The organism is Aquabacterium sp. (genome assembly GCF_041909175.1).
Taxonomy (GTDB): domain Bacteria; phylum Pseudomonadota; class Gammaproteobacteria; order Burkholderiales; family Burkholderiaceae_C; genus Aquabacterium.
In genome coordinates, this window is the sequence record NZ_JAYRDZ010000003.1 from 265,986 (window position 1) to 286,090 (window position 20,105).

The 20,105-nt window shown below is 62.6% G+C and carries 25 protein-coding genes; 12 read left to right on the plus strand and 13 right to left on the minus strand.

All coding sequences use genetic code 11. From position 1 onward, the window contains the following. Window positions 1-13: 13 nt before the first annotated feature. From hscA to ACE3PH_RS06330, 7 genes are all read right to left on the minus strand, one after another. On the minus strand, window positions 14-1,870 hold the full coding sequence (gene hscA / locus ACE3PH_RS06300; RefSeq protein WP_374317144.1) for a Fe-S protein assembly chaperone HscA: 1,857 nt from the start codon (window positions 1,868-1,870) through the stop codon (window positions 14-16). Between the two features lie 20 nt (window positions 1,871-1,890). After that, the gene (iscA, locus tag ACE3PH_RS06305) at window positions 1,891-2,214 is read right to left on the minus strand and encodes an iron-sulfur cluster assembly protein IscA (protein ID WP_374317145.1); all 324 of its coding nucleotides are present in this window, start codon (window positions 2,212-2,214) and stop codon (window positions 1,891-1,893) included. A gap of 8 nt (window positions 2,215-2,222) precedes the next feature. Next, entirely contained in the window at window positions 2,223-2,597 is a 375-nt protein-coding gene (erpA, locus tag ACE3PH_RS06310) for an iron-sulfur cluster insertion protein ErpA (RefSeq protein ID WP_374317146.1), read from the minus strand. 36 nt (window positions 2,598-2,633) lie between these two features. Next, window positions 2,634-3,071 (minus strand): Fe-S cluster assembly scaffold IscU, encoded by a 438-nt coding sequence (gene iscU, locus ACE3PH_RS06315; protein ID WP_374317147.1) that lies wholly within the window; start codon window positions 3,069-3,071, stop codon window positions 2,634-2,636. A 48-nt stretch (window positions 3,072-3,119) separates the two neighbouring features. Then, the gene (locus ACE3PH_RS06320) at window positions 3,120-4,349 is read right to left on the minus strand and encodes an IscS subfamily cysteine desulfurase (RefSeq protein WP_374317148.1); all 1,230 of its coding nucleotides are present in this window, start codon (window positions 4,347-4,349) and stop codon (window positions 3,120-3,122) included. A 201-nt stretch (window positions 4,350-4,550) separates the two neighbouring features. Next, window positions 4,551-5,768, minus strand: coding sequence for a M20 aminoacylase family protein (locus ACE3PH_RS06325; RefSeq protein ID WP_374317149.1), 1,218 nt, complete (start codon window positions 5,766-5,768; stop codon window positions 4,551-4,553). Window positions 5,769-5,866: 98 nt separating this feature from the next. Next, entirely contained in the window at window positions 5,867-6,127 is a 261-nt protein-coding gene (locus tag ACE3PH_RS06330) for an acyl-CoA-binding protein (protein WP_374317150.1), read from the minus strand. 113 nt (window positions 6,128-6,240) lie between these two features. Here ACE3PH_RS06330 and ACE3PH_RS06335 point away from each other — a divergent pair, with 113 nt between their 5' ends. The 11 genes from ACE3PH_RS06335 to hisF all read left to right on the plus strand — a co-directional run bounded on the left by ACE3PH_RS06335 (window position 6,241) and on the right by hisF (window position 15,615). Next, entirely contained in the window at window positions 6,241-7,161 is a 921-nt protein-coding gene (locus ACE3PH_RS06335; protein ID WP_374317151.1) for an ABC transporter ATP-binding protein, read from the plus strand. Beyond that, complete coding sequence (locus ACE3PH_RS06340; protein ID WP_374317152.1) at window positions 7,158-7,937, plus strand: ABC transporter permease; 780 nt, start codon at window positions 7,158-7,160, stop codon at window positions 7,935-7,937. The genes ACE3PH_RS06335 and ACE3PH_RS06340 overlap by 4 nt, the downstream gene beginning before the upstream one ends. A gap of 36 nt (window positions 7,938-7,973) precedes the next feature. Then, the gene (locus tag ACE3PH_RS06345) at window positions 7,974-8,213 is read left to right on the plus strand and encodes a BolA family protein (protein WP_374317153.1); all 240 of its coding nucleotides are present in this window, start codon (window positions 7,974-7,976) and stop codon (window positions 8,211-8,213) included. Between the two features lie 111 nt (window positions 8,214-8,324). Continuing rightward, window positions 8,325-9,623 (plus strand): UDP-N-acetylglucosamine 1-carboxyvinyltransferase, encoded by a 1,299-nt coding sequence (gene murA / locus ACE3PH_RS06350; protein ID WP_374317154.1) that lies wholly within the window; start codon window positions 8,325-8,327, stop codon window positions 9,621-9,623. After that, window positions 9,620-10,258, plus strand: coding sequence for an ATP phosphoribosyltransferase (hisG, locus tag ACE3PH_RS06355; protein ID WP_374317155.1), 639 nt, complete (start codon window positions 9,620-9,622; stop codon window positions 10,256-10,258). Before murA ends, hisG begins: the two co-directional genes overlap by 4 nt. Window positions 10,259-10,268: 10 nt before the next feature. After that, a complete protein-coding gene (hisD, locus tag ACE3PH_RS06360; RefSeq protein ID WP_374317156.1) occupies window positions 10,269-11,582 on the plus strand; it encodes a histidinol dehydrogenase in 1,314 nt (437 codons plus the stop codon). Window positions 11,583-11,600: 18 nt separating this feature from the next. Beyond that, window positions 11,601-12,701, plus strand: a complete 1,101-nt coding sequence (gene hisC, locus ACE3PH_RS06365) for a histidinol-phosphate transaminase (protein WP_374317157.1) — start codon at window positions 11,601-11,603, stop codon at window positions 12,699-12,701. Further along, on the plus strand, window positions 12,698-13,324 hold the full coding sequence (gene hisB, locus ACE3PH_RS06370; RefSeq protein WP_374317158.1) for an imidazoleglycerol-phosphate dehydratase HisB: 627 nt from the start codon (window positions 12,698-12,700) through the stop codon (window positions 13,322-13,324). Before hisC ends, hisB begins: the two co-directional genes overlap by 4 nt. Window positions 13,325-13,354: 30 nt before the next feature. Next, on the plus strand, window positions 13,355-14,041 hold the full coding sequence (gene hisH / locus ACE3PH_RS06375) for an imidazole glycerol phosphate synthase subunit HisH (protein ID WP_374317159.1): 687 nt from the start codon (window positions 13,355-13,357) through the stop codon (window positions 14,039-14,041). A gap of 39 nt (window positions 14,042-14,080) precedes the next feature. Further along, window positions 14,081-14,830: a 1-(5-phosphoribosyl)-5-[(5-phosphoribosylamino)methylideneamino]imidazole-4-carboxamide isomerase gene (gene hisA / locus ACE3PH_RS06380; RefSeq protein WP_374317160.1), complete on the plus strand. Its 750-nt coding sequence runs from the start codon at window positions 14,081-14,083 to the stop codon at window positions 14,828-14,830. 5 nt (window positions 14,831-14,835) lie between these two features. Continuing rightward, window positions 14,836-15,615, plus strand: coding sequence for an imidazole glycerol phosphate synthase subunit HisF (hisF, locus tag ACE3PH_RS06385; RefSeq protein ID WP_374317161.1), 780 nt, complete (start codon window positions 14,836-14,838; stop codon window positions 15,613-15,615). Between the two features lie 28 nt (window positions 15,616-15,643). Here hisF and ACE3PH_RS06390 read toward each other — a convergent pair whose 3' ends face one another. Further along, window positions 15,644-16,399 carry a Nif3-like dinuclear metal center hexameric protein gene (locus tag ACE3PH_RS06390; RefSeq protein WP_374317162.1) on the minus strand — a complete coding sequence of 252 codons (756 nt, stop codon included), beginning with the start codon at window positions 16,397-16,399 and terminating at the stop codon, window positions 15,644-15,646. Between the two features lie 29 nt (window positions 16,400-16,428). Here ACE3PH_RS06390 and ACE3PH_RS06395 point away from each other — a divergent pair, with 29 nt between their 5' ends. Continuing rightward, a complete protein-coding gene (locus ACE3PH_RS06395) occupies window positions 16,429-17,607 on the plus strand; it encodes a S1C family serine protease (RefSeq protein WP_374317163.1) in 1,179 nt (392 codons plus the stop codon). Here the strand turns inward: ACE3PH_RS06395 and tatC are convergent. The 5 genes from tatC to hisI form a co-directional block, all read right to left on the minus strand. Continuing rightward, window positions 17,595-18,404, minus strand: a complete 810-nt coding sequence (tatC, locus tag ACE3PH_RS06400; protein WP_374317164.1) for a twin-arginine translocase subunit TatC — start codon at window positions 18,402-18,404, stop codon at window positions 17,595-17,597. The genes ACE3PH_RS06395 and tatC overlap by 13 nt on opposite strands. 20 nt (window positions 18,405-18,424) lie before the next feature. Then, window positions 18,425-18,901 (minus strand): twin-arginine translocase TatA/TatE family subunit, encoded by a 477-nt coding sequence (locus ACE3PH_RS06405; protein ID WP_374317165.1) that lies wholly within the window; start codon window positions 18,899-18,901, stop codon window positions 18,425-18,427. Window positions 18,902-18,933: 32 nt separating this feature from the next. Beyond that, window positions 18,934-19,164, minus strand: coding sequence for a Sec-independent protein translocase subunit TatA (gene tatA / locus ACE3PH_RS06410; protein WP_374317166.1), 231 nt, complete (start codon window positions 19,162-19,164; stop codon window positions 18,934-18,936). A 142-nt stretch (window positions 19,165-19,306) separates the two neighbouring features. Then, entirely contained in the window at window positions 19,307-19,666 is a 360-nt protein-coding gene (locus ACE3PH_RS06415; RefSeq protein ID WP_374317167.1) for a phosphoribosyl-ATP diphosphatase, read from the minus strand. Window positions 19,667-19,674: 8 nt separating this feature from the next. Then, window positions 19,675-20,064: a phosphoribosyl-AMP cyclohydrolase gene (gene hisI, locus ACE3PH_RS06420; protein WP_374317168.1), complete on the minus strand. Its 390-nt coding sequence runs from the start codon at window positions 20,062-20,064 to the stop codon at window positions 19,675-19,677. Window positions 20,065-20,105 lie beyond the last annotated feature (41 nt).

Here is a 20,105-nt window from a genome sequence, read left to right on the forward strand (position 1 = left end):
ACCTCGGTGGTGTTCAGGTGATGGATTCGAGCACGCGGCCCGACAGGGCCTTGCGGATGCTGGCGTCCATGCGACGGGCAGCAAAGTTGGTGGTGACCATGTTGAGCGCGCTGCACGCCGACTTCACCGACTCGGTGTCGGCCTCGGTTTCCAGCCGCTCGGCAACCAGGTTCATCGCATCGCGGATGTGCTGGCGCTCGGCCGGTGAAAGCAGCTCATGACCATCGTCGGCCAGGGCGGCCTCGGTGGCATCCAGCAGGCGGCGGGCATCCACCTGGGCTTCGCGCAGCATGCGCAGTTGCATGTCGGCCTGGGAGCGGGCCACGCTGTCTTGCAACATGCTGGCGATCTGGTCGTCATTCAGGCCATAAGACGGCTTGACCTGCACTTCAGCATGTACGCCTGTGGTCTGTTCGCGCGCCGATACCGAGAGCAAGCCGTCGGCATCGATCTGGAACGTCACGCGGATGCGCGCAGCCCCGGCCACCATCGGCGGGATGCCACGCAGTTCGAAACGGGCCAGTGAGCGGCAGTCGTTCACCGATTCGCGCTCGCCTTGCACCACATGGATGGACATGGCGGTCTGCCCGTCCTTGAAGGTGGTGAAGTCCTGTGCACGCGAGGCGGGCAGGGTGGAGTTGCGGGGGATGATCTTCTCGACCAGGCCTCCCATCGTTTCCAGCCCCAGTGACAGCGGAGAGACATCCAGCAGCAGCCACTCACCGTCGCCACCACGGTTGCCTACCAGCGCATCGGCCTGGATGGCGGCACCCAAGGCCACGACCTCATCCGGGTTCAAGTCGGTCAGGGGTTCACGCCCGAAATAGCTGGCCACGGCCTCTCGGACCACCGGCATGCGGGTCGAGCCGCCCACCAGCACGACACCGTCAATGGTGTCGACCTCGATGTCGGCGTCCTTCAAGGCGCGGCGGGTGGCACTGAGGGTTTTCTGAATCAGTCGGGCCGACAGTTCGGCAAAGAGTTCACCGGTGAGGGTGTAGCCCTGTACATCCACCGCGTCAAAGCTCGACAACGCTTCTTTGGCTGCGCGGGCGGAAATCAGCAGATGCTGCTGCTCCATGCCGCTGAGGCTGCCCCAGTCCTTGCCGGCCTGTTCGGCCAGCCAGTGGGCAATGGCACGGTCGAAGTCATCGCCCCCCAGGGCTGAATCGCCACCGGTGGATAGCACTTCGAAGACGCCCCGCGTCAGGCGCAGCACCGAGATGTCGAATGTGCCGCCACCCAGGTCATACACCGCAAACACGCCTTCAGCGCCCTTGTCGAGGCCATAGGCGATGGCAGCGGCCGTCGGCTCGTTGAGCAGACGCAGCACATGCAGACCGGCCAGACGCGCCGCGTCCTTGGTGGCCTGGCGCTGGGCATCATCGAAGTAGGCAGGTACGGTGATGACCACCCCGGTCAGATCGCCACCCAGGGAGGCTTCGGCGCGGTCCTTGAGCGCCTTCAGGATGTCAGCTGACACCTCGATGGGCGACTTGACGCCGGCGGCGGTCTCGATCGACACCATGCCGGGGGCATCCAGCAAGCGGTAGGACGGCGCACCGGCCTTCATCACATCGGCCAGGGTGCGCCCCATCAGGCGCTTGACCGAGGCAATCGTGTTCAGGTGGTCCGCCCCTTGCGCGGCCAGGGCATCGGCCCCGACCACGGGCGGCACCTCGGGGTCTTCTCCGTAGCGGACCACCGATGGCAGCAGCACGCGGCCTTCGTGGTCCACCAGCACCTTGGGCAGCGCGCTCATCACCGTGGCAATGAGCGAGTTGGTCGTGCCGAGATCGATGCCCGCTGCCAGCCGGTGCTGGTGAGGGGCGGCGCTTTGTCCCGGTTCAGCGATCTGCAGCAGTGCCATAAGGTGCCTTTCAGACAGGATCAGACGGCGAAACTTTCGCCACAACCACACTCGGCCTTCGAGTTCGGGTTGTTGAACTTGAAGCCCTCGTTGAGGCCTTCGCGCACGAAGTCGAGCTCGGTGCCATCGATGAAGGGCAGGCTCTTGGCATCCACCAGCAGGGTCAGGCCGTGGCTCTCGAACGAGATGTCCTCCGGGCCGGCTTCGTCGGCGAATTCCATGGAGTAGGCTAGGCCCGAGCAGCCACTGGTCTTCACGCCCAGGCGCAGGCCGATGCCCTTGCCGCGCTTGACCAGCGACTTCTGAACATGGCGGGCGGCGGTGTCACTGAGGGTGATGGCCATGGTGCACCTCACATCGAGAAGGAGCTGCCGCAACCACAGGTGGTCTGGGCATTGGGGTTGTGGATCACGAAGCGCGAGCCTTCCAGGCCATCTTCGTAATCGATGTCGGCACCGATCAGGTACTGCAGGCTCATCATGTCGATGACCAGGGTCACGCCGTCCTTGTCGACGCGGGTGTCGTCTTCGTTGAGTTGGTCATCGAAGGCGAAGCCGTACTGAAAGCCCGAGCAGCCGCCACCGGTGACATACAGGCGCAGCTTCAGTGCGGGGTTGCCTTCTTCGGCGATCAGCTCGGCCACCTTGGCGGCAGCAGAGGCGCTGAAGTTCACGGGTGAGGGCGGTGCTTCGGCAGCGAGGTTGGCGGTGGCAACAGCGGTGTCCATGTCGATCTCCTAGGTGGGGCAGAACCGAGCGGCAGCTCAGCTGGGTTGGCAGACGGGTTGGTCGGGCAGCGTCACCGGTGCGGTGGCGCCTTGGGTGGCCTTGGCCTGGTAGTCGGCGACGGCCGCCTTGATGGCGTCTTCGGCCAGGATGGAGCAGTGGATCTTCACCGGGGGCAAAGCCAGCTCTTCGGCAATCTGGGTGTTCTTGATGGCCAGGGCTTCATCCAGCGTCTTGCCGCGCACCCACTCCGTCACCAGCGAGCTGGATGCGATGGCTGAACCGCAGCCATAGGTCTTGAAGCGGGCGTCTTCGATCACGCCGGTGGCCGGGTTCACCTTGATCTGCAGTTTCATCACGTCGCCGCAGGCAGGCGCACCCACCATGCCGGTGGCCACGCCTTCTTCGTCGGCCGAAAACGAGCCAACGTTGCGGGGGTTTTCGTAGTGGTCAATCACCTTGTCGCTGTAGGCCATGGTGGGGCTCCTGAAGGCTGTGTGAGGGCTGAAGACGGATGGCTGCGCTCAGTGCGCAGCCCACTGGATGCTGTCGAGGTCGATGCCGGCCTTGACCATGTCCCACAGCGGGCTCATGTCGCGCAGCTTGTTGACGACCTCGGTGACGCGGGCAATCGTGAAGTCGATCTCTTCGACCGTGGTGAAGCGGCCGATCGTGAAACGAACGGAGCTGTGTGCCAGTTCATCGCTGCGGCCCATGGCGCGCAGCACGTAGCTGGGCTCCAGGCTGGCCGAGGTGCAGGCGGAGCCGGAGGACACGGCGATGTCCTTCATGCCCATCAGCAGCGACTCGCCTTCAACATAGTTGAAGCTCACGTTGAGGTGGTTGGGTGTGCGGCGCTCGAAGTCGCCGTTGAGCTGAACTTGCTCGATGCCCTGCAGGCCCACCCACAGGCGGTCGCGCAGGCTGCGGATGCGTTCCAGCTCGACGCCCATGTCCTTGGCAGCCAGGTGATACGCCTCGCCCATGCCGACGATCTGGTGGGTGGGCAAGGTGCCCGAGCGCATGCCGCGCTCATGACCGCCACCATGCATCTGGGCTTCGATGCGCACGCGTGGCTTGCGGCGCACGTAGAGCGCGCCAATGCCCTTGGGGCCATAGCTCTTGTGGGCCGACATCGACATCAGATCGATCGGCAGCACGCTCAGGTCGATGCCAACCTTGCCGGTGGCCTGGGCCGCGTCCACATGGAAGAGCACCCCCTTGCTGCGGCAGATGGCGCCCAGCGCAGCGACGTCCTGGATCACGCCGGTTTCGTTGTTGACAAACATGACCGACGCCAGCACCGTATCGGGCCGCAGGGCGGCAGTGAACAGGTCGTGGTCCACCAGGCCGCTGTCAAGCACTGGCAGCACGGTCACGTCCCAGCCTTCGCGTTCCAGTTCGCGCACGGTGTCCAGCACGGCCTTGTGTTCGGTGGCCAGCGTCACGATGTGGCGGCCCTTGCCCTTGAGGAACTGTGCGGCTCCCTTGATGGCGAGGTTGTTGCTCTCGGTCGCGCCAGAGGTCCACACAATTTCGCGTGGGTCGGCGCCAATCAGCAGGGCCACCTGCTCACGGGCGATCTCGACAGCCTCCTCGGCAGCCCAGCCATACGCATGCGAGCGGCTGGCCGGGTTGCCAAAGCGCTCCGTGAGGTAGGGAATCATCTTGTTGACCACGCGCGGGTCCACCGGGGTGGTGGCGGCGTAGTCCAGATAGACGGGGCGCTTGGGAGACACGTGCAGGGTCGTCATGGAGGCTCCTTTGGCTGCGTCGCCCGGTGTCGGGCAAAGCGTGTTGAGGAGCCTTATGCAAACCTGGTGCCACCCTGATGGTTTGCCCTAGGTGCTTGATTTTCTTGATAAAAATCAAAAAGTCCCTGGATTCGGGACTTTTGTCGATACGCTCAATGTCGTGTGGGTTTTGTCGGGTTTGTTCGGTCCGGCCTCTTCTCGTCAGGACGAAGCCAGCCAGCGCTGCGCCAACCTGACCCACAGCGCGGCCCCTAGCGGGATGAGCTCGTCATTGAAGTCATAGCTGGGGTTGTGCAGGGTACAGGGCCCCAAGCCATGCCCGCTGGTACGGTGCAGCCCATCTCCATTGCCAATCACGAAGTAGGCGCCCGGCTTGGCCTGCAGGTAGAAACTGAAGTCTTCGGCACCCATGGTCGGTTCGAATTCCAGCACCTTGTCTGCACCCGCCACCTCGGTCATCACGTCACGAACGAAGGCGGCCTCGTCATCGTGGTTGATCGTGGCCGGGTAGTTGCGGTTGAACTCGAATTCACAAGTGGCCCCAAAGGCCGCACAGGTGTGTTCGGCCAGGGCGCGCATGCGTTCTTCGATCAGGTCCAGCACGTCCGGCGTGAAGGTTCTGACCGTGCCTTGTATGGTCACGTAGTCAGGCACCACGTTCGTGGCTTCACCTGCCTCGATCATCGTGACCGAAATCACCCCGGTGTCGATCGGGCGCACATTGCGGGTCAGGATGGTCTGGAACCCCAGCACCATCTGGCAGGCCACAGGAATGGGGTCGACACCCAGGTGCGGCATCGCCGCGTGGGCGCCTTTGCCCTTGACGACAATGCAGAATTCATTGCTCGACGCGAAGCAGGGACCCGGCTTGACAGCCAGTTCACCGACCCGCAAGCCCGGCCAGTTGTGCATGCCGAAGATCGCATCCATCGGGAAGCGATCGAACAGACCGTCACGCATCATGGCGGCAGCACCCCCGCCGCCTTCTTCGGCTGGCTGGAACACCAGGTTCACCGTGCCATCAAAGTCGCGGTGAGCAGCCAGGTATTGGGCTGCGGCCAGCAGCATGGCCACATGACCATCGTGTCCACAGGCGTGCATGCGGCCATGGAAGCGGCTGGCATGGGGAAAAGTGTTGCGTTCGGTGATGGGCAGGGCGTCCATGTCGGCACGCAGCCCGATCGAGCGCTTGCCAGGACGGCCTTGAATGACGCCCACCAGCCCGGTTTTGCCCAAACCCGTATGCACCTCGATACCCCAGCTGCGCAGGGCGTGCGCGATGCGGTCTGACGTGCGCTCTTCTTCGAAACTCAGTTCGGGGTGCGCATGCAGATCACGACGGAAGGCACGGATGGCCTCGGCGTGGTCTGTCAGGTCTGACAGCAGGGCAGGGAGGGATACCAGGGGCTCGTGAGACATGTCGCGGAGTCGGCGTGTCGACGCAGGGAGGACCGCATCATCTTAGCCCCTTATCACGGCGTCGGCACCCGGTGTGACACGGTGCCGACGTCGCACGCTCACTTGCTCTTGAGCGACTCGATCAGGTCGATGTAGGCCTGCTTGGCCTGGTCGGTCGATTGACCCTTCAGTGCAGCCCAGGCGTCGTACTTGGCGCGGCCCACGAAGTCCATCATGCCGGGGCGGTCGCCTTGCACATCGCCAGTGCTGCCTTGCTTGAAGAGCGAGTAGATCTTCAGCAGGGTTTCGTTGTCAGGTTTGGCGGGCAGTTGCTTGGATTCAGCCACAGCTTGTTCAAAGCGCGTATTCAGGTCGGACATCTTCGTTTCCTTGGCTCGGGAACAGTGTTTTACGTTGCAGGCGCGAATCTTACCGTTCGCGCAAGGCCCTACGCGCCCCTTGTCTGCGGTGCTTCCCTACAATCGCGGGTTCCATGAGTGCCGTCTCCTTTCAACACGTTGCCAAGTCCTTTGCCTCTGCAGGCCGGACTGTCCATGCCCTTCAGGGTGTCAGTTTCGACATCGAGGAAGGGGAGTTCTTCGGGCTGCTGGGCCCCAATGGGGCTGGCAAGACCACGCTCATCAGCATCCTCGCCGGCCTCAGTCGTGCCAGTGCCGGTGCGGTGTCGGTGTTCGGCAAGGATGTCGTGCGCGACTATGGCGAGGCCCGCCGTCTGCTGGGTGTGGTGCCCCAGGAGTTGGTGTTCGACCCCTTCTTTTCGGTGCGTGAAACCCTGCGCATCCAGAGCGGCTACTTCGGGCAGCGGCACAACGACGACTGGATTGACGAATTGCTGTCAAACCTGGGTTTGTCGGACAAGGCCGAGGCCAATATGCGACAGCTCTCCGGTGGCATGAAGCGCCGTGTGCTGGTGGCGCAGGCCCTGGTGCATCGCCCCCGTGTGATCGTGCTGGATGAGCCGACTGCCGGTGTCGACGTCGAGCTGCGCCAGACCCTGTGGCATTTCATCGCCCGCCTCAATAAGGAAGGGCACACGGTGTTGCTCACCACCCACTATCTGGAAGAGGCGGAAGCCCTGTGCCACCGCATCGGCATGCTCAAGCAGGGCAAGCTGGTGGCGCTGGACAGCACCTCGGCCTTGCTGTCCCACACCGCCCACACCTGGTTGCGCTTCAAGACGGACGACGCCTTGCCGGCTTCGCTGGCGGCTACCGCGCGTGTCACGGGGCGGATCGTGCAATTGCCGGCGGGTGATGCTGGCCAGGTCGAGCAGGCACTGGCCACCTTGCGTCAGGCTAACTGCCGGGTGGAAGACCTGGAGTTGGGGCGAGCCGACCTGGAAGACGTGTTCCTGAGCATCATGCAGAACGAGACCACGGAGGTGCGCGCATGAGCCTTGCTCGCCAATGGGGCCTGGAAGGCGTCCGCCCCCTGTTCGCCAAAGAGGTCCTGCGTTTTTGGAAGGTCAGTTTCCAGACGGTGGCAGCCCCCGTGTTGACGTCCGTGCTCTACCTGCTCATCTTTGGTCATGTGCTTGAAGACAGGGTGCAGGTGTTTGAAGGCGTGGGCTACACCCGCTTCCTGATCCCGGGGCTGGTGATGATGAGTCTGCTGCAGAACGCCTTTGCCAACAGCTCCTCGTCGCTCATCCAGAGCAAGATCACCGGCAACCTGGTGTTTGTGCTGCTGACGCCGCTGTCGCATCGGGCGTGGTTTGCTGCCTATGTGGGCGCCGCACTGGTGCGGGGTGTGGCCGTGGGTCTGGGCGTGCTGGTCGCCACGGCCTGGTTCGCCTTCCCATCCCTGGCCCAGCCCCTGTGGGCGCTGGTATTTGCCATGCTGGGCGGGGTGTTGCTGGGCACGCTGGGCCTGATCGCCGGGCTCTGGGCTGAAAAATTCGATCAGCTGGCCGCGTTCCAGAACTTCATCATCCTGCCCATGACCTTTCTGTCAGGGGTTTTCTATTCGGTCCACTCGCTGCCCGGCGCCTGGTATGCCGTCTCGCACCTCAACCCGTTTTTCTACCTGATCGATGGCTTCCGCTGCGGCTTTTTCGGCGCCAGCGATGCCAGCCCCTGGCTCAGCCTGGCTGTGGTGTCGACTGCGACACTCGGGGTTTCGCTGCTGGCGCTGCACCTGCTCAAAAGCGGGTACAAAATCCGTTCCTGAGATTCCTTTTTTCCACCCCTCACGCCTTTTCACATCATGGCCGATCCCACCGCAGAAGAAGTCCAGCAATTCATTGCCAACGGCATGCCGTGCGAGCATCTGCAGGTCGAGGGTGACGGGCAGCACTTTTTTGCCACCATCGTGTCGGCAGAATTCGAGGGAAAGAGCCGCATTGCACGACATCAGCGTGTGTACCAGGCCCTGGGCGATAGAATGAAGGCCCAGATCCACGCCCTGTCGATGAAGACGCTGACCCCGGCGGAGTGGGCTCAATAAGCTCGCTGTCGGGGCCCTGATCACCTTCAGGGCCGGATCGAACCTTTACGAATCAACCCAGGCGTGAGTTGCCGGCCGATGGCGGTCGGCCTTGCGCTCTTTGTGCTTTTCATGGACAAACTCCTGATCCGCGGTGGCCGTCGTCTCCAGGGCGAAGTGACCATTGCCGGCGCCAAGAATGCGGCGCTGCCGGAACTCTGTGCTGCCTTGCTCAGCGCCGAGCCCGTGACCCTGGTGAATGTGCCGCAACTGCAGGACGTCAACACGACGTTCAAGCTGCTGGCCAATATGGGCACGGTGTGTCAGCGCGATGCCGATCATCCAGATCGCGTGGTGCTGGACGCGGGTGGCGTGACCAACCCGGAGGCGCCCTATGAGCTGGTGAAGACCATGCGTGCCTCGATCCTGGTGCTGGGCCCCTTGCTCGCCCGTTTCGGCAAGGCCCACGTCTCCTTGCCTGGTGGTTGCGCCATTGGTTCACGGCCCGTGGATCAGCACATCAAGGGCCTGCAGGCCATGGGTGCGCAGATCACGGTCGAGCGCGGCTATATCGAAGCCGCCTGCCCGCTGGGCGCTGATGGTCAGCCTCAACGTCTCAAGGGGGCCCGCATCACCACCGACATGGTGACGGTGACCGGCACGGAAAACCTGATGATGGCCGCCACCCTGGCCGAAGGTGAAACCGTTCTTGAAAATGCCGCCATGGAGCCCGAAATCAGCGATCTGGCCGAGATGCTGATCGCCATGGGCGCTCGCATCGAAGGACATGGCACCCCGCGTATCCGTATTCAGGGTGTCGAGTCGTTGCATGGCCTGTCTGCTGACAAGCCGCACCACATCATTCCCGACCGCATCGAAACCGGCACCTTCCTGTGCGCTGTGGCGGCCACCGGCGGCGATGTGACCTTGCGTCGCGCCAATGCCGAGCACCTCAAGGCCGTCATCGAAAAGCTCCGCGAAGCCGGTGTCAACCTGGAAACCGGCGACGACTGGATCCGCGTCAAGGCCGATACCCGCCCCAAGTCGGTGGGTTTCCGCACCCGCGAACACCCCGGCTTCCCAACCGACATGCAGGCACAGTTCATGGCCTTGGACTGCATTGCCGATGGCACGGCCGTCATCACGGAAACCATCTTTGAAAACCGCTTCATGCACGTCAACGAGCTGGTGCGCCTGGGCGCCCAGATCAACGTCGACGGCCACACCGCCGTGGTGAAGGGTGTGCCGCGCCTGTCCGGTGCCAGCGTCATGGCGACCGACTTGCGCGCATCTGCCGGGCTGGTCATCGCTGGTCTGGTGGCCGATGGCGAAACCCTGGTCGACCGCATCTACCACCTGGATCGTGGCTATGACCGCATGGAAGTGAAGCTGCGCGCCATCGGCGCCGACATTGAAAGGGTCAAGGCATGATCACGCTGGCGCTGTCCAAGGGCCGCATTTTTGAAGAAACGCTGCCGCTGCTGGCTGCTGCCGGCATCGAGGTGAGCGAAGACCCGGAAAAGTCGCGCAAGCTTATCCTGGGCACCAACCGCCCTGATGTGCGCGTGGTGCTGGTGCGTGCCACCGATGTCCCGACCTATGTGCAGCATGGTGGCGCTGACATTGGTGTGGCAGGCAAGGACACCCTCATCGAACACGGTGGGGCCAATCTGTACCAGCCGCTCGACCTGAAGATTGCCAAGTGCCGCATGAGCGTGGCTGTGCCGAGCGGCTTTGACTACGCCGGTGCCGTCAAGCGCGGCGCCCGCATCCGTGTGGCCACCAAGTACACCAGCATCGCCAGTGACCACTTCGCCAACAAGGGCGTGCACGTCGACCTCATCAAACTGTATGGTTCGATGGAGCTCGCGCCCTTGATCGGCATGGCTGATGCCATTGTTGACCTGGTCTCCACCGGCAACACCCTCAAGGCCAACAACCTGGTCGAAGTGGAAGAGATCATGCAGATCTCCTCGCGCCTGGTGGTCAACCAGGCCTCGCTCAAGCTCAAGCGCGAGCGCATTCGCCAGATGATCGAAGCCTTCGAATCCGCTATTCCTGCCTGATAGAAACGTCATGACTGTCCAGATCCGCCACCTTGCCACCAGCCAGCCCGATTTCGAATCCGCGTTCCGGAAGGTGCTGCATTGGTCTGCGGAGACCGACAGTGCGATCGAAGACCGTGTCGCCGCCATCCTGGCCGATGTCCGTACCCGTGGCGACGCCGCGGTGCTCGAGTACACCGAGCGGTTCGACCATCTGCCTGCTGCGTCGATGGCGGTGCTGGAGTTGGGGGCGGACGAGTTGAAAGCGGCCTTCGAAAGCCTGCCTGAAGTGCAGCGCAACGCCCTGGAATCGGCCGCACGTCGCGTGCGCAGCTACCACGAGCGCCAGAAGCAGGCCTGTGGCCTGAGCTGGTCCTATCGTGATGAAGATGGCACCCTGCTGGGCCAGAAGGTCACGCCGCTGGACCGCGTGGGCATCTACGTGCCCGGCGGCAAGGCGGCCTACCCATCGTCGGTGCTGATGAACGCCATTCCTGCCCATGTCGCGGGTGTGGCCGACATCATCATGGTGGTGCCCACCCCGCGTGGCGAGAAGAACCAGCTGGTGCTGGCTGCCGCCTATGTAGCTGGTGTCAGCCGTGCCTTTACCATCGGTGGGGCACAGGCGGTGGCCGCGCTGGCCTATGGCACCGAAACCGTTCCCAAGGTCGACAAGATCACCGGCCCGGGCAATGCTTATGTGGCCAGTGCCAAGAAGCACGTGTTCGGTCAGGTGGGCATCGACATGATCGCCGGTCCGAGCGAGATCCTGGTGCTGGCCGACGGCTCTACCCCGGCCGAGTGGGTGGCGATGGACCTGTTCAGCCAGGCCGAGCACGACGAGCTGGCCCAGAGCATCCTGCTGTGCCCGGACGCTGCCTATATCGCCCAGGTGCAGGCCGAGATCGACCGCATGCTGCCGACCATGCCGCGCGCTGACATCATCCGTGCCTCCCTGGAAGGGCGGGGTGCGCTGATCCTCACGCGTGACATGGAAGAAGCCTGCGAGATCAGCAACCGCATCGCACCCGAGCACCTCGAGGTGTCCTCGCGTGAGCCGCACCGCTGGGAGCCGTTGCTCAAGCATGCCGGCGCCATCTTCCTGGGCGCCTACACCAGCGAGTCGCTGGGCGACTACTGCGCCGGCCCCAACCACGTGCTGCCTACATCGAGCACGGCCCGTTTCTCGTCGCCGCTTGGGGTCTACGACTTCCAGAAACGCTCCAGCCTGATCGAGGTCAGCGAAGCGGGTGCCCAGATCCTGGGCAAGACAGCGGCTGTGCTGGCCTACGGTGAAGGGCTGCAGGCCCACGCTCAGGCCGCCGAGTTCCGCCTCAAGAAATAAGAAGAAGCCGAGTTCATCATGAGTCTTCTGGACGTTTTCCGGCCCGATGTGCGGGCCATGCATGCCTACGTGGTTCAGGATGCGGCGGGCTACATCAAGCTCGACGCGATGGAGAACCCCTTCACCTTGCCGGCCGATTTGCAGGCTGAGTTGGGCCAGCGTCTGGCCCGGGTGGAGCTCAATCGCTATCCTGGTCCGCGCATTTTTGACCTGCAGGCTGCCTTGCGTACCTACGCCCATGTGCCTGAAGACTACGGCCTGGTGCTGGGCAATGGCTCGGATGAGTTGATCTCGATTCTGTCTGTGGCCTGCGCGCAGCCGGGGGCCGTGGCGTTGGCGCCGCTGCCGGGTTTTGTGATGTACGAAGCCTTTGCCAAGCAGGTCGGCATGCGCTTTGTCGGTGTCCCGCTGACGACCGATTTCGAGCTTGATGTTCCCGCCATGCTCGAGGCGATCCGCACGCACCGCCCGGCATTGACCTACATCTCCTACCCCAACAACCCGACGGCCAATCTGTGGAGCCTGGATGCCATCGAGCAGGTCATTCAGGCCGTGGCAGCGAATGGCGTGGGTCTGGTCGTGATCGACGAGGCCTATCAGCCTTTTGCCAGTCAGAGCTTCCTGCCGCACCTGCAGGCCCATCCCAATGTGCTGTTGATGCGCACCTTGAGCAAGTTCGGGCTGGCAGGTGTCCGCGTGGGGTACATGATGGGCCCGAAGGACCTCATCGAGCAGGTCGAAAAGGTGCGTCCGCCCTACAACATCAGCGTGCTCAACACCGAAGCGGCGCTGTTCGCACTCGAACACGCCGATGAGTTTGCCCGCCAGGCCGAAGTCGTCAAGTCGGAACGCGAACGCCTGATGGCAGCCCTGCGCGACATGCCGGGTGCCAAGGCCTATCCAAGTCAGGGCAACATGATCCTGGTGCGGGTGAACGATGCGGCGAAGGTGTTTGCCGAGCTCAAAGCGCGTCGCATTCTCATCAAAAATGTCGCCGGAATGCATCGTTTGCTGGCAAACTGTGTTCGCCTGACCGTAGGGTTGCCCTCGGAAAACGACGCCATGATGGCTGCGTTGTCCGACATCCTGCGTGAACCCCTCAAACTCCAAGCTGAATGAACGCTCCCGACATGGTCGCAGCCAACCCCTGCGATGACCGCGTGGCCGAAGTGTCGCGCCACACTGCCGAGACCCAGATCACTGTGCGCGTCAACCTGGACGGCACGGGCAAGGCCAAGCTGCATACCGGCATCGGTTTCTTCGACCACATGCTGGACCAGATTGCGCGCCATGGCCTGATCGACCTCGACATTCATGCCGTGGGCGACCTGCACATTGACGGCCACCACACGGTCGAAGACGTCGGCATCACCCTGGGGCAGGCCGTGGCCAAGGCTGTGGGTGACAAGAAGGGCATTCGCCGCTACGGCCATGCCTATGTGCCGCTGGACGAAGCCTTGTCGCGGGTCGTGATCGACTTTTCCGGGCGGCCGGGGCTGCATATCGATATCCCTTTCACCTCGGGCAGCATCGGTGGGTTTGATACCCAGCTGACCTACGAGTTCTTCCAGGGCTTCGTGAACCACGCTGGCGTGACCCTGCACATCGACAACCTGAAGGGCGTCAATGCGCACCACCAGTGTGAAACCGTGTTCAAGGCGTTTGCCCGCGCCATGCGTGGCGCGCTCGAGCGCGATCCCCGTATGACCGGGATCATCCCTTCCACCAAAGGCTCTCTGTAAGCGGCCGCGTGACATTCCTCTCTTGATGCCATGAGCCAGACCTCCACCGTTGCCGTCATCGATTACGGCATGGGTAACCTGCGTTCCGTTTCCCAGGCCGTCGAACACGCGGCACAGGGCCTCGACGTGCGTGTTGTCGTCACCAATGATCCCGATGTGGTCCACGCTGCCGACCGTGTGGTCCTGCCAGGGCAGGGCGCCATGCGTGACTGCATGCGTGAGTTGCGCGAAGCCCACCAGGGCGGTTTGCTGGCCGCCGTGCTGGACGCCGCTGCCCGCAAGCCGCTGATGGGCGTGTGTGTCGGCATGCAGATGCTGCTGGACCACTCCGAAGAGCAGGACACGCCTGGTCTGGGGCTGATTCCCGGGCGCGTGATCCGCTTCCGTCTGGAAGGCCGCACCCAGGCTGATGGCAGCCGCTACAAGGTGCCACAGATGGGCTGGAACCGCGTGTCCCAAAGCCGCCACCCAGGTGTCTGGGGCGGCGAACCCCACCCGGTGTGGGGGGGCATTCCCGACGAAAGCTACTTCTACTTCGTGCACAGCTACCACGCCGTCGTGGACAATCCCCAGCACAGTGCAGGGGAAACCGACTATGGGGTTCGCTTTACCTCGGTGGTAGCGAGGGATAATATTTTTGCCACGCAGTTCCACCCCGAAAAAAGTGCCCAGCATGGTCTGGACCTGTATCGGAATTTCCTGCGCTGGAACCCCTGATCCTTCTTTTTTCTTTTTCCCACCTCCCGTAGCAAAGACATGCTGCTGATTCCTGCGATTGACCTGAAAGACGGCAAGTGCGTGCGCCTCAAGCAAGGCGACATGAACGATTCCACCACCTTTGGCGAGGATCCCGCCGCGATGGCCCGACGCTGGCTCGATGCGGGGGCCAGGCGCCTGCATCTGGTGGACCTCAATGGCGCGTTTGCCGGCAAGCCCGTCAACGAAGCTGCCATCAAGGCCATCCTCAAGGAGGTGGGCGAAGAGATCCCCGTGCAACTGGGTGGCGGCATCCGTGACCTCGACACCATCGAGCGCTATCTGGACGGCGGCCTGAGCTACGTCATCATCGGCACCGCCGCGGTGAAAAACCCCGGGTTCCTGAAGGACGCTTGCACGGCCTTTGGCGGCCACATCATGGTGGGTCTCGACGCCAAGGACGGCAAGGTCGCAACGGATGGCTGGAGTAAGCTTTCCGGGCATGAAGTGGTCGATCTCGCCAAGAAGTTCGAAGATTACGGCGTCGAAGGCGTGATCTACACCGACATCGGCCGTGACGGCATGCTGTCGGGCATCAACATCGACGCCACGGTGAAGCTGGCGCAGGCCTTGAGCATCCCCGTCATTGCCTCCGGCGGACTGTCCAACATCGCCGATATCGAAGCCCTGTGCAAGGTCGAGGATGAAGGCGTTGAAGGCGTCATCTGCGGTCGTGCCATCTACAGCGGCGACCTCGATTTCGCAGCAGCTCAGAAGCGCGCCGACGAACTCAACGGCAGCGAAGGCTGATCGTCGTGCTGGCCAAACGCATCATTCCCTGCCTGGATGTCACAGGCGGTCGGGTCGTCAAGGGTGTCAATTTCGTTGAGCTGCGTGACGCCGGAGATCCGGTCGAGATCGCAGCCCGCTACAACGAGCAGGGCGCTGACGAACTCACCTTCCTGGACATCACGGCCACCAGCGATGGGCGCGACCTGATCCTGCACATCATTGAAGCCGTGGCCAGCCAGGTTTTCATCCCGCTCACAGTGGGTGGTGGGGTGCGTACCGTCGAAGATGTTCGCCGCTTGCTCAATGCCGGCGCCGACAAGGTCAGCTTCAACTCGGCCGCGGTAGCCAATCCGCAGGTCATCCGTGATGCTTCGGACCGCTACGGCTCGCAGTGCATCGTGGTGGCCATCGATGCCAAGCGGCGTCAGGGCGATGACCTGGCAGTGCGTGGTCCCGGTTGGGATGTCTACACGCATGGCGGCCGCAAGAATGTGGGCCTGGATGCCGTGGCATGGGCTCGGCAGATGGCCGAATTCGGCGCCGGCGAGATCCTGCTGACCAGCATGGACCGCGACGGCACCAAGGTGGGTTTCGATCTCGAGTTGACCCGCGCGGTGAGCGATGCCGTCAATGTGCCGGTGATCGCCTCGGGCGGTGTCGGCAACCTGGATCACCTTGCAGACGGTATCCAGAAGGGCGGGGCTGATGCGGTGCTGGCTGCCAGCATCTTCCACTACGGTGAGTACACCGTGGCGCAGGCCAAGCAGCTGATGGCCGACCGGGGCATTCCGGTTAGGCTGTAAACCAGACAGGGCCCTTTGGGGCCCTTTTTCATGCCGGGTTGTCGATCTCGATGAACTCGTGTGCGAGACCCAGTTCGGTGGCCAATGCCGCACCCAGTGCCTGTACGCCGTAACGTTCCGAGGCATGGTGGCCGCAGCCGATGAAAGCGACACCGGTTTCCCGCGCGTAGTGGGCCTGGGGTTCCGAGATCTCCCCCGTGAGAAACACGTCTGCACCGGCTGCGATGGCCCCCTCGAAGAAGCCCTGAGCGCCGCCACTGCACCAGGCAACGCGGCGCAGCTCCCGACCGTCTCCTGGTACCACCACGGGCTCGCGCCCGCTCAGTTGGCGCACCTGAAGTGCCAGCGACTGGATGTCCTGATAGGCGCCCGCCGAGCCGATGAAGCCCAGATTCTGGTCGCCAAAACGGCCATCCGCTGTCAGACCCAGGCGTTGCCCCCATTGGGCGTTGTTGCCCAGCGTGGGGTGCGCGTCCAGCGGCAGGTGGTAAGCCAACAGATTGATGTCGTGGGCCAGCAGCAGACGCAGGCGTTCTTTCATCCACCCGGTGATGCGGCCATCATGGCCTTTCCAGAACAGGCCATGGTGAACCAGAATGGCATCGGCCTTGGCTGCGATGGCGGCTTCGATCAGTGCACGGCTGGCAGTGACCCCCGAGATCACGCGGCTGATCTCGCGCTTGCCTTCGACCTGCAGCCCATTCGGCCCATAATCCTTGAAACGTGAGGCCTCCAGCACCATATCGAGATGGTCAAGCAGGGTATGTCGGTCGATCACGGTCATTCTTTCCTGTCCTGTTCAAACTCAGTTCCATGCGGAAACTTTGGCTCATTTTCTCCCAGACTGTCACGGTCGCGTTGGCCGTGATGTTCGTGGTTGCCACGCTCAAGCCGGAATGGCTCCGTCGTCCTCCATGGGCCTTGATGGACACGGCTCCGCCGGTCGTCGTCAAGCAGACCGACATGCCTGCAGGCAAAGGGGTCGCTGCGCCCTACAGCTTCAGTGCAGCGGCTCGGCGTGCAGCGCCTTCGGTGGTCAGTGTGGTGACCAGCCAGAATGCGGCGGCACATGGTCGCAATTCGGACCCCTGGTTCCGCTATTTCTTTGGTGACCAGGAAGACCAGCCTCAGTCCGGCGTTGGTTCGGGTGTGATCGTGTCGTCCGATGGCTACGTGCTGACCAACAACCATGTGGTCGAGCGCATGGACGACATCCAGGTCATCCTGAGCGATGGGCGCAAGGCCAAAGCCAAGGTCATTGGTGCCGATCCGGAAACCGATCTGGCGGTCCTGCACATCCAGCTCGACAAGTTGCCGGCCATCACCTTCGGTAACTCGGATGCGTTGCAGGTCGGTGATGCTGTGCTGGCCATTGGCAACCCCTTTGGCGTGGGCCAGACCGTGACGGCAGGGATCGTCAGTGCGCTGGGGCGCAATCAGCTGGGCATCAACACCTTTGAGAACTTCATCCAGACCGATGCTGCCATCAACCCTGGCAACTCGGGCGGTGCGCTGGTCGATGTGACCGGCAACCTGATGGGCATCAACAGTGCGATCTACTCACGTTCTGGTGGCAGCCTGGGTATCGGTTTTGCCATTCCCGTGTCGACCGCACGCAATGTGATGGAGAGCCTGATCCGCGACGGACAGGTCACCCGTGGCTGGATCGGCGTGGAGCCGCGTGACCTGACACCGGAAATTGCAGAGACCTTCAATCTGCCGGTTCGCGAAGGCGTGTTGATCACCGGCGTGCTGCATAACGGCCCCGCCGCGCAGGGTGGTATCCGTCCGGGCGATGTGGTCGTGCAGGTGGCTCAGACACCGGTGGCCAATACAGCCCAGTTGCTCAACGCCGTTGCGGCACTCAAGCCCGGTCAGAAAGCGGCCATTCAGGTCCAGCGCAATGGCCAGGCTGTGGCACTCAGTGTCGTGGTGGCGCAGCGGCCTCGTGTCACAAGGCCGACCGCCAACAGCGGCAATCAGGAAGAGTGAGTCGAGTCGGTGGCAGCGGCATCCTGCTCGCTGTCACTGTCGCTGGCCTTGCCACCGGCCAGTTGGGCCGCCCAGATGCCCACTTCGTAAAGCAGGATCATGGGCACGGCGAGTGCCAGTTGGGAGACCACATCAGGCGGGGTCACCACGGCAGCGACCACGAAGGCGATCACGATGAAATAGCTGCGGAACGCCTTGAGCTTGGCAACCGAGACGATGCCCATGTGTGCCAGGATGACCAGCACCACAGGCACTTCGAAGGTGGCGCCAAAGGCCAGGAACATGTTCAGCACGAAGCTCAGATAGGCTTCGATATCTGGCGCGGCCGTGATCGACTTGGGTGCAAAGCTCTGGATGAACTTGAAAACCTGGCCGAATACGAAGAAGTAGCAGAAGGCGACGCCCGCAAAGAAGAGCAGGGTGCTGGAAATGATCAAGGGCATCACCAGCTTCTTCTCGTGGTTGTACAACCCCGGGGCAATGAAGGCCCACAGCTGGTAGAGGATGACAGGCAGGGCCAGCAAAAAGGCCGTCATCATGGTGATCTTGATGGGCACCATGAAGGGCGAGATCACACTGGTGGCAATCAGTGTCGTGCCCTTGGGCATGTGGGCGACCAGCGGCGCCGCCAGCATGTCATACAGGCCCGACGGGCCTGGATAGATGGCAAGCACCACAAATGCCACGGCCATGGCGAGCAGCGCCTTGACCAGTCGATCGCGCAGTTCGATCAGGTGGGTGACGAAGGGCTGTTCAGTGCCCTCCAGTTCATCTGGGCGTTGGTCGTTGTCGCTCACGGGGTGTTTTGAATCGAGTGTTAGCGCTGGGGCGGGCGAAAACGGGCTACCCGGGCCGCACCCGACTGGACATGGCGGCGTACACCATGCTGTTGTTTGTACCAGATGGGCATGGCGGTGCGTTTGATCCGCCAGTTCTTGCGGACTGGTTGCCCATAGCTCGGCGTGGTCGACGACTCGCCGGCGTAGAAACTGTCACCGGTGCTGTCCGCAGAAGACGACAAGGCCGATTGCACCTCTGTCTGTACCTCTGAGACGCTCTCGGAAACCGATTGCTGCACGGTGCGGGCGGCGTCCTCGACACCGGATTTGAACTTCTTGAGCTCTTCCAGTTCGATGGATCGGTTGACCTCCGTTTGGACCTGCGCCACATAGCGTTGCGCTTTGCCAACCAGCAGGCCGACCGTACGGGCCACACGCGGCAGCTTTTCCGGGCCGATGACGATGAGCGCGACCGCCCCGATCAGGGCGATCTTGTCAATGCCGAAATCAATCATGAGTGCACGAGGCCTTTACTCAGGCGTGCAGTTCAGGATTTGGTTTTGGCTTCAACGTCAACCGTGTTGCTGTCCGTCTTGGCAGCGTTGGTGACTTGCTGGGCACTGTTGGCGTCGGCGGTGGTGCCATCGCGCATGCCATCCTTGAAACCCTTCACGGCCGAACCCAGGTCGGTGCCGATGTTCTTGAGCTTCTTGGTGCCAAAGACCAGCATCACGATGATCAGCACGATCAGCCAGTGCCAGATGCTGAAAGAACCCATTTGCTTACTCCTAAAAGGTCAGGGGACCTGAAACGTATCAGCTGGTATGCAAGTCGCATACCGGAAACCGCGATTGTGGTCCGGATTGGTGCAGATTATGTGACGGTCTCGTCGTCTCTGCATCATGTGAACGACGTATGGCTTATTTTGTTTTTCGCATGGCGAATTCCTCAAGGCCGGACAGGCCTTCACGCCGAGCGAGTTCGTTGATCACATCCTGTGGCCCGAGGCCCAGGTGGGCCATGGCCACCATCGAGTGAAACCACAGGTCGGCCATCTCGCCAACCAGGGCCTTGTGGTGTTCCGGGCTGGCCTGGACAGCCATGTCCTTGGCTGCCATCACGGTCTCGGTGGCTTCTTCACCCACCTTCTTCAGGATGGCGTCCGTGCCCTTGTGAAACAGGCGTGCCACGTAGCTCTTGTCCGGGTCGCCACCCTTGCGGGATTCAATCACTGCAGCCAGACGCAGCAGCACATCGGCGGGGGGAAGGTTGTCTGCCATGGGCTGCCTCACTTGTAGATATTGCCGGGATCCTTGAGCACCGGGTCAACGCTGACCCACTGCCCATGTTCATATTTCTGGAAAAAGCAGCTGTGGCGTCCGGTGTGGCAGGCGATGCCGGGTGTATGGCCCAGTTGCTCCACCTTCATCAGCACCACGTCGTTGTCGCAGTCCAGGCGAATGTCAAGCACCTTCTGCGTGTGGCCGGACTCTTCGCCCTTGTGCCACAGGCGTTGGCGCGAGCGGCTCCAGTAGACGGCCTCACCCAGCTCGGCCGTTTTGGCCAGCGCTTCGCGGTTCATCCATGCAAACATGAGCACGTCGCCCGTGCTCGCTTCCTGTGCGATGACCGGCACCAGGCCGTTGTCATCCCACCGAATCTCATCTAGCCAGTTCATAGGCGCAAGTGTAGCAACTGGCCCCCATGACCCTGGTGGCA

Coding starts and splice junctions, on each gene's coding strand:
- ACE3PH_RS06325 (WP_374317149.1), bottom strand. CDS start 5,768: ATGTCTCACGAGCCCCTGGTATCCCTCCCTGCCCTGCTGTCAGACCTG.
- ACE3PH_RS06345 (WP_374317153.1), top strand. CDS start 7,974: ATGGCCGATCCCACCGCAGAAGAAGTCCAGCAATTCATTGCCAACGGC.
- ACE3PH_RS06395 (WP_374317163.1), top strand. CDS start 16,429: ATGCGGAAACTTTGGCTCATTTTCTCCCAGACTGTCACGGTCGCGTTG.
- ACE3PH_RS06320 (WP_374317148.1), bottom strand. CDS start 4,349: ATGACGACCCTGCACGTGTCTCCCAAGCGCCCCGTCTATCTGGACTAC.
- murA (WP_374317154.1), top strand. CDS start 8,325: ATGGACAAACTCCTGATCCGCGGTGGCCGTCGTCTCCAGGGCGAAGTG.
- hscA (WP_374317144.1), bottom strand. CDS start 1,870: ATGGCACTGCTGCAGATCGCTGAACCGGGACAAAGCGCCGCCCCTCAC.
- ACE3PH_RS06415 (WP_374317167.1), bottom strand. CDS start 19,666: ATGGCAGACAACCTTCCCCCCGCCGATGTGCTGCTGCGTCTGGCTGCA.
- erpA (WP_374317146.1), bottom strand. CDS start 2,597: ATGGACACCGCTGTTGCCACCGCCAACCTCGCTGCCGAAGCACCGCCC.
- tatA (WP_374317166.1), bottom strand. CDS start 19,164: ATGGGTTCTTTCAGCATCTGGCACTGGCTGATCGTGCTGATCATCGTG.
- hisI (WP_374317168.1), bottom strand. CDS start 20,064: ATGAACTGGCTAGATGAGATTCGGTGGGATGACAACGGCCTGGTGCCG.
- hisB (WP_374317158.1), top strand. CDS start 12,698: ATGAACGCTCCCGACATGGTCGCAGCCAACCCCTGCGATGACCGCGTG.
- hisA (WP_374317160.1), top strand. CDS start 14,081: ATGCTGCTGATTCCTGCGATTGACCTGAAAGACGGCAAGTGCGTGCGC.
- ACE3PH_RS06390 (WP_374317162.1), bottom strand. CDS start 16,399: ATGACCGTGATCGACCGACATACCCTGCTTGACCATCTCGATATGGTG.
- hisD (WP_374317156.1), top strand. CDS start 10,269: ATGACTGTCCAGATCCGCCACCTTGCCACCAGCCAGCCCGATTTCGAA.
- hisC (WP_374317157.1), top strand. CDS start 11,601: ATGAGTCTTCTGGACGTTTTCCGGCCCGATGTGCGGGCCATGCATGCC.
- ACE3PH_RS06340 (WP_374317152.1), top strand. CDS start 7,158: ATGAGCCTTGCTCGCCAATGGGGCCTGGAAGGCGTCCGCCCCCTGTTC.
- iscA (WP_374317145.1), bottom strand. CDS start 2,214: ATGGCCATCACCCTCAGTGACACCGCCGCCCGCCATGTTCAGAAGTCG.
- hisG (WP_374317155.1), top strand. CDS start 9,620: ATGATCACGCTGGCGCTGTCCAAGGGCCGCATTTTTGAAGAAACGCTG.
- ACE3PH_RS06405 (WP_374317165.1), bottom strand. CDS start 18,901: ATGATTGATTTCGGCATTGACAAGATCGCCCTGATCGGGGCGGTCGCG.
- ACE3PH_RS06335 (WP_374317151.1), top strand. CDS start 6,241: ATGAGTGCCGTCTCCTTTCAACACGTTGCCAAGTCCTTTGCCTCTGCA.
- hisH (WP_374317159.1), top strand. CDS start 13,355: ATGAGCCAGACCTCCACCGTTGCCGTCATCGATTACGGCATGGGTAAC.
- ACE3PH_RS06330 (WP_374317150.1), bottom strand. CDS start 6,127: ATGTCCGACCTGAATACGCGCTTTGAACAAGCTGTGGCTGAATCCAAG.
- iscU (WP_374317147.1), bottom strand. CDS start 3,071: ATGGCCTACAGCGACAAGGTGATTGACCACTACGAAAACCCCCGCAAC.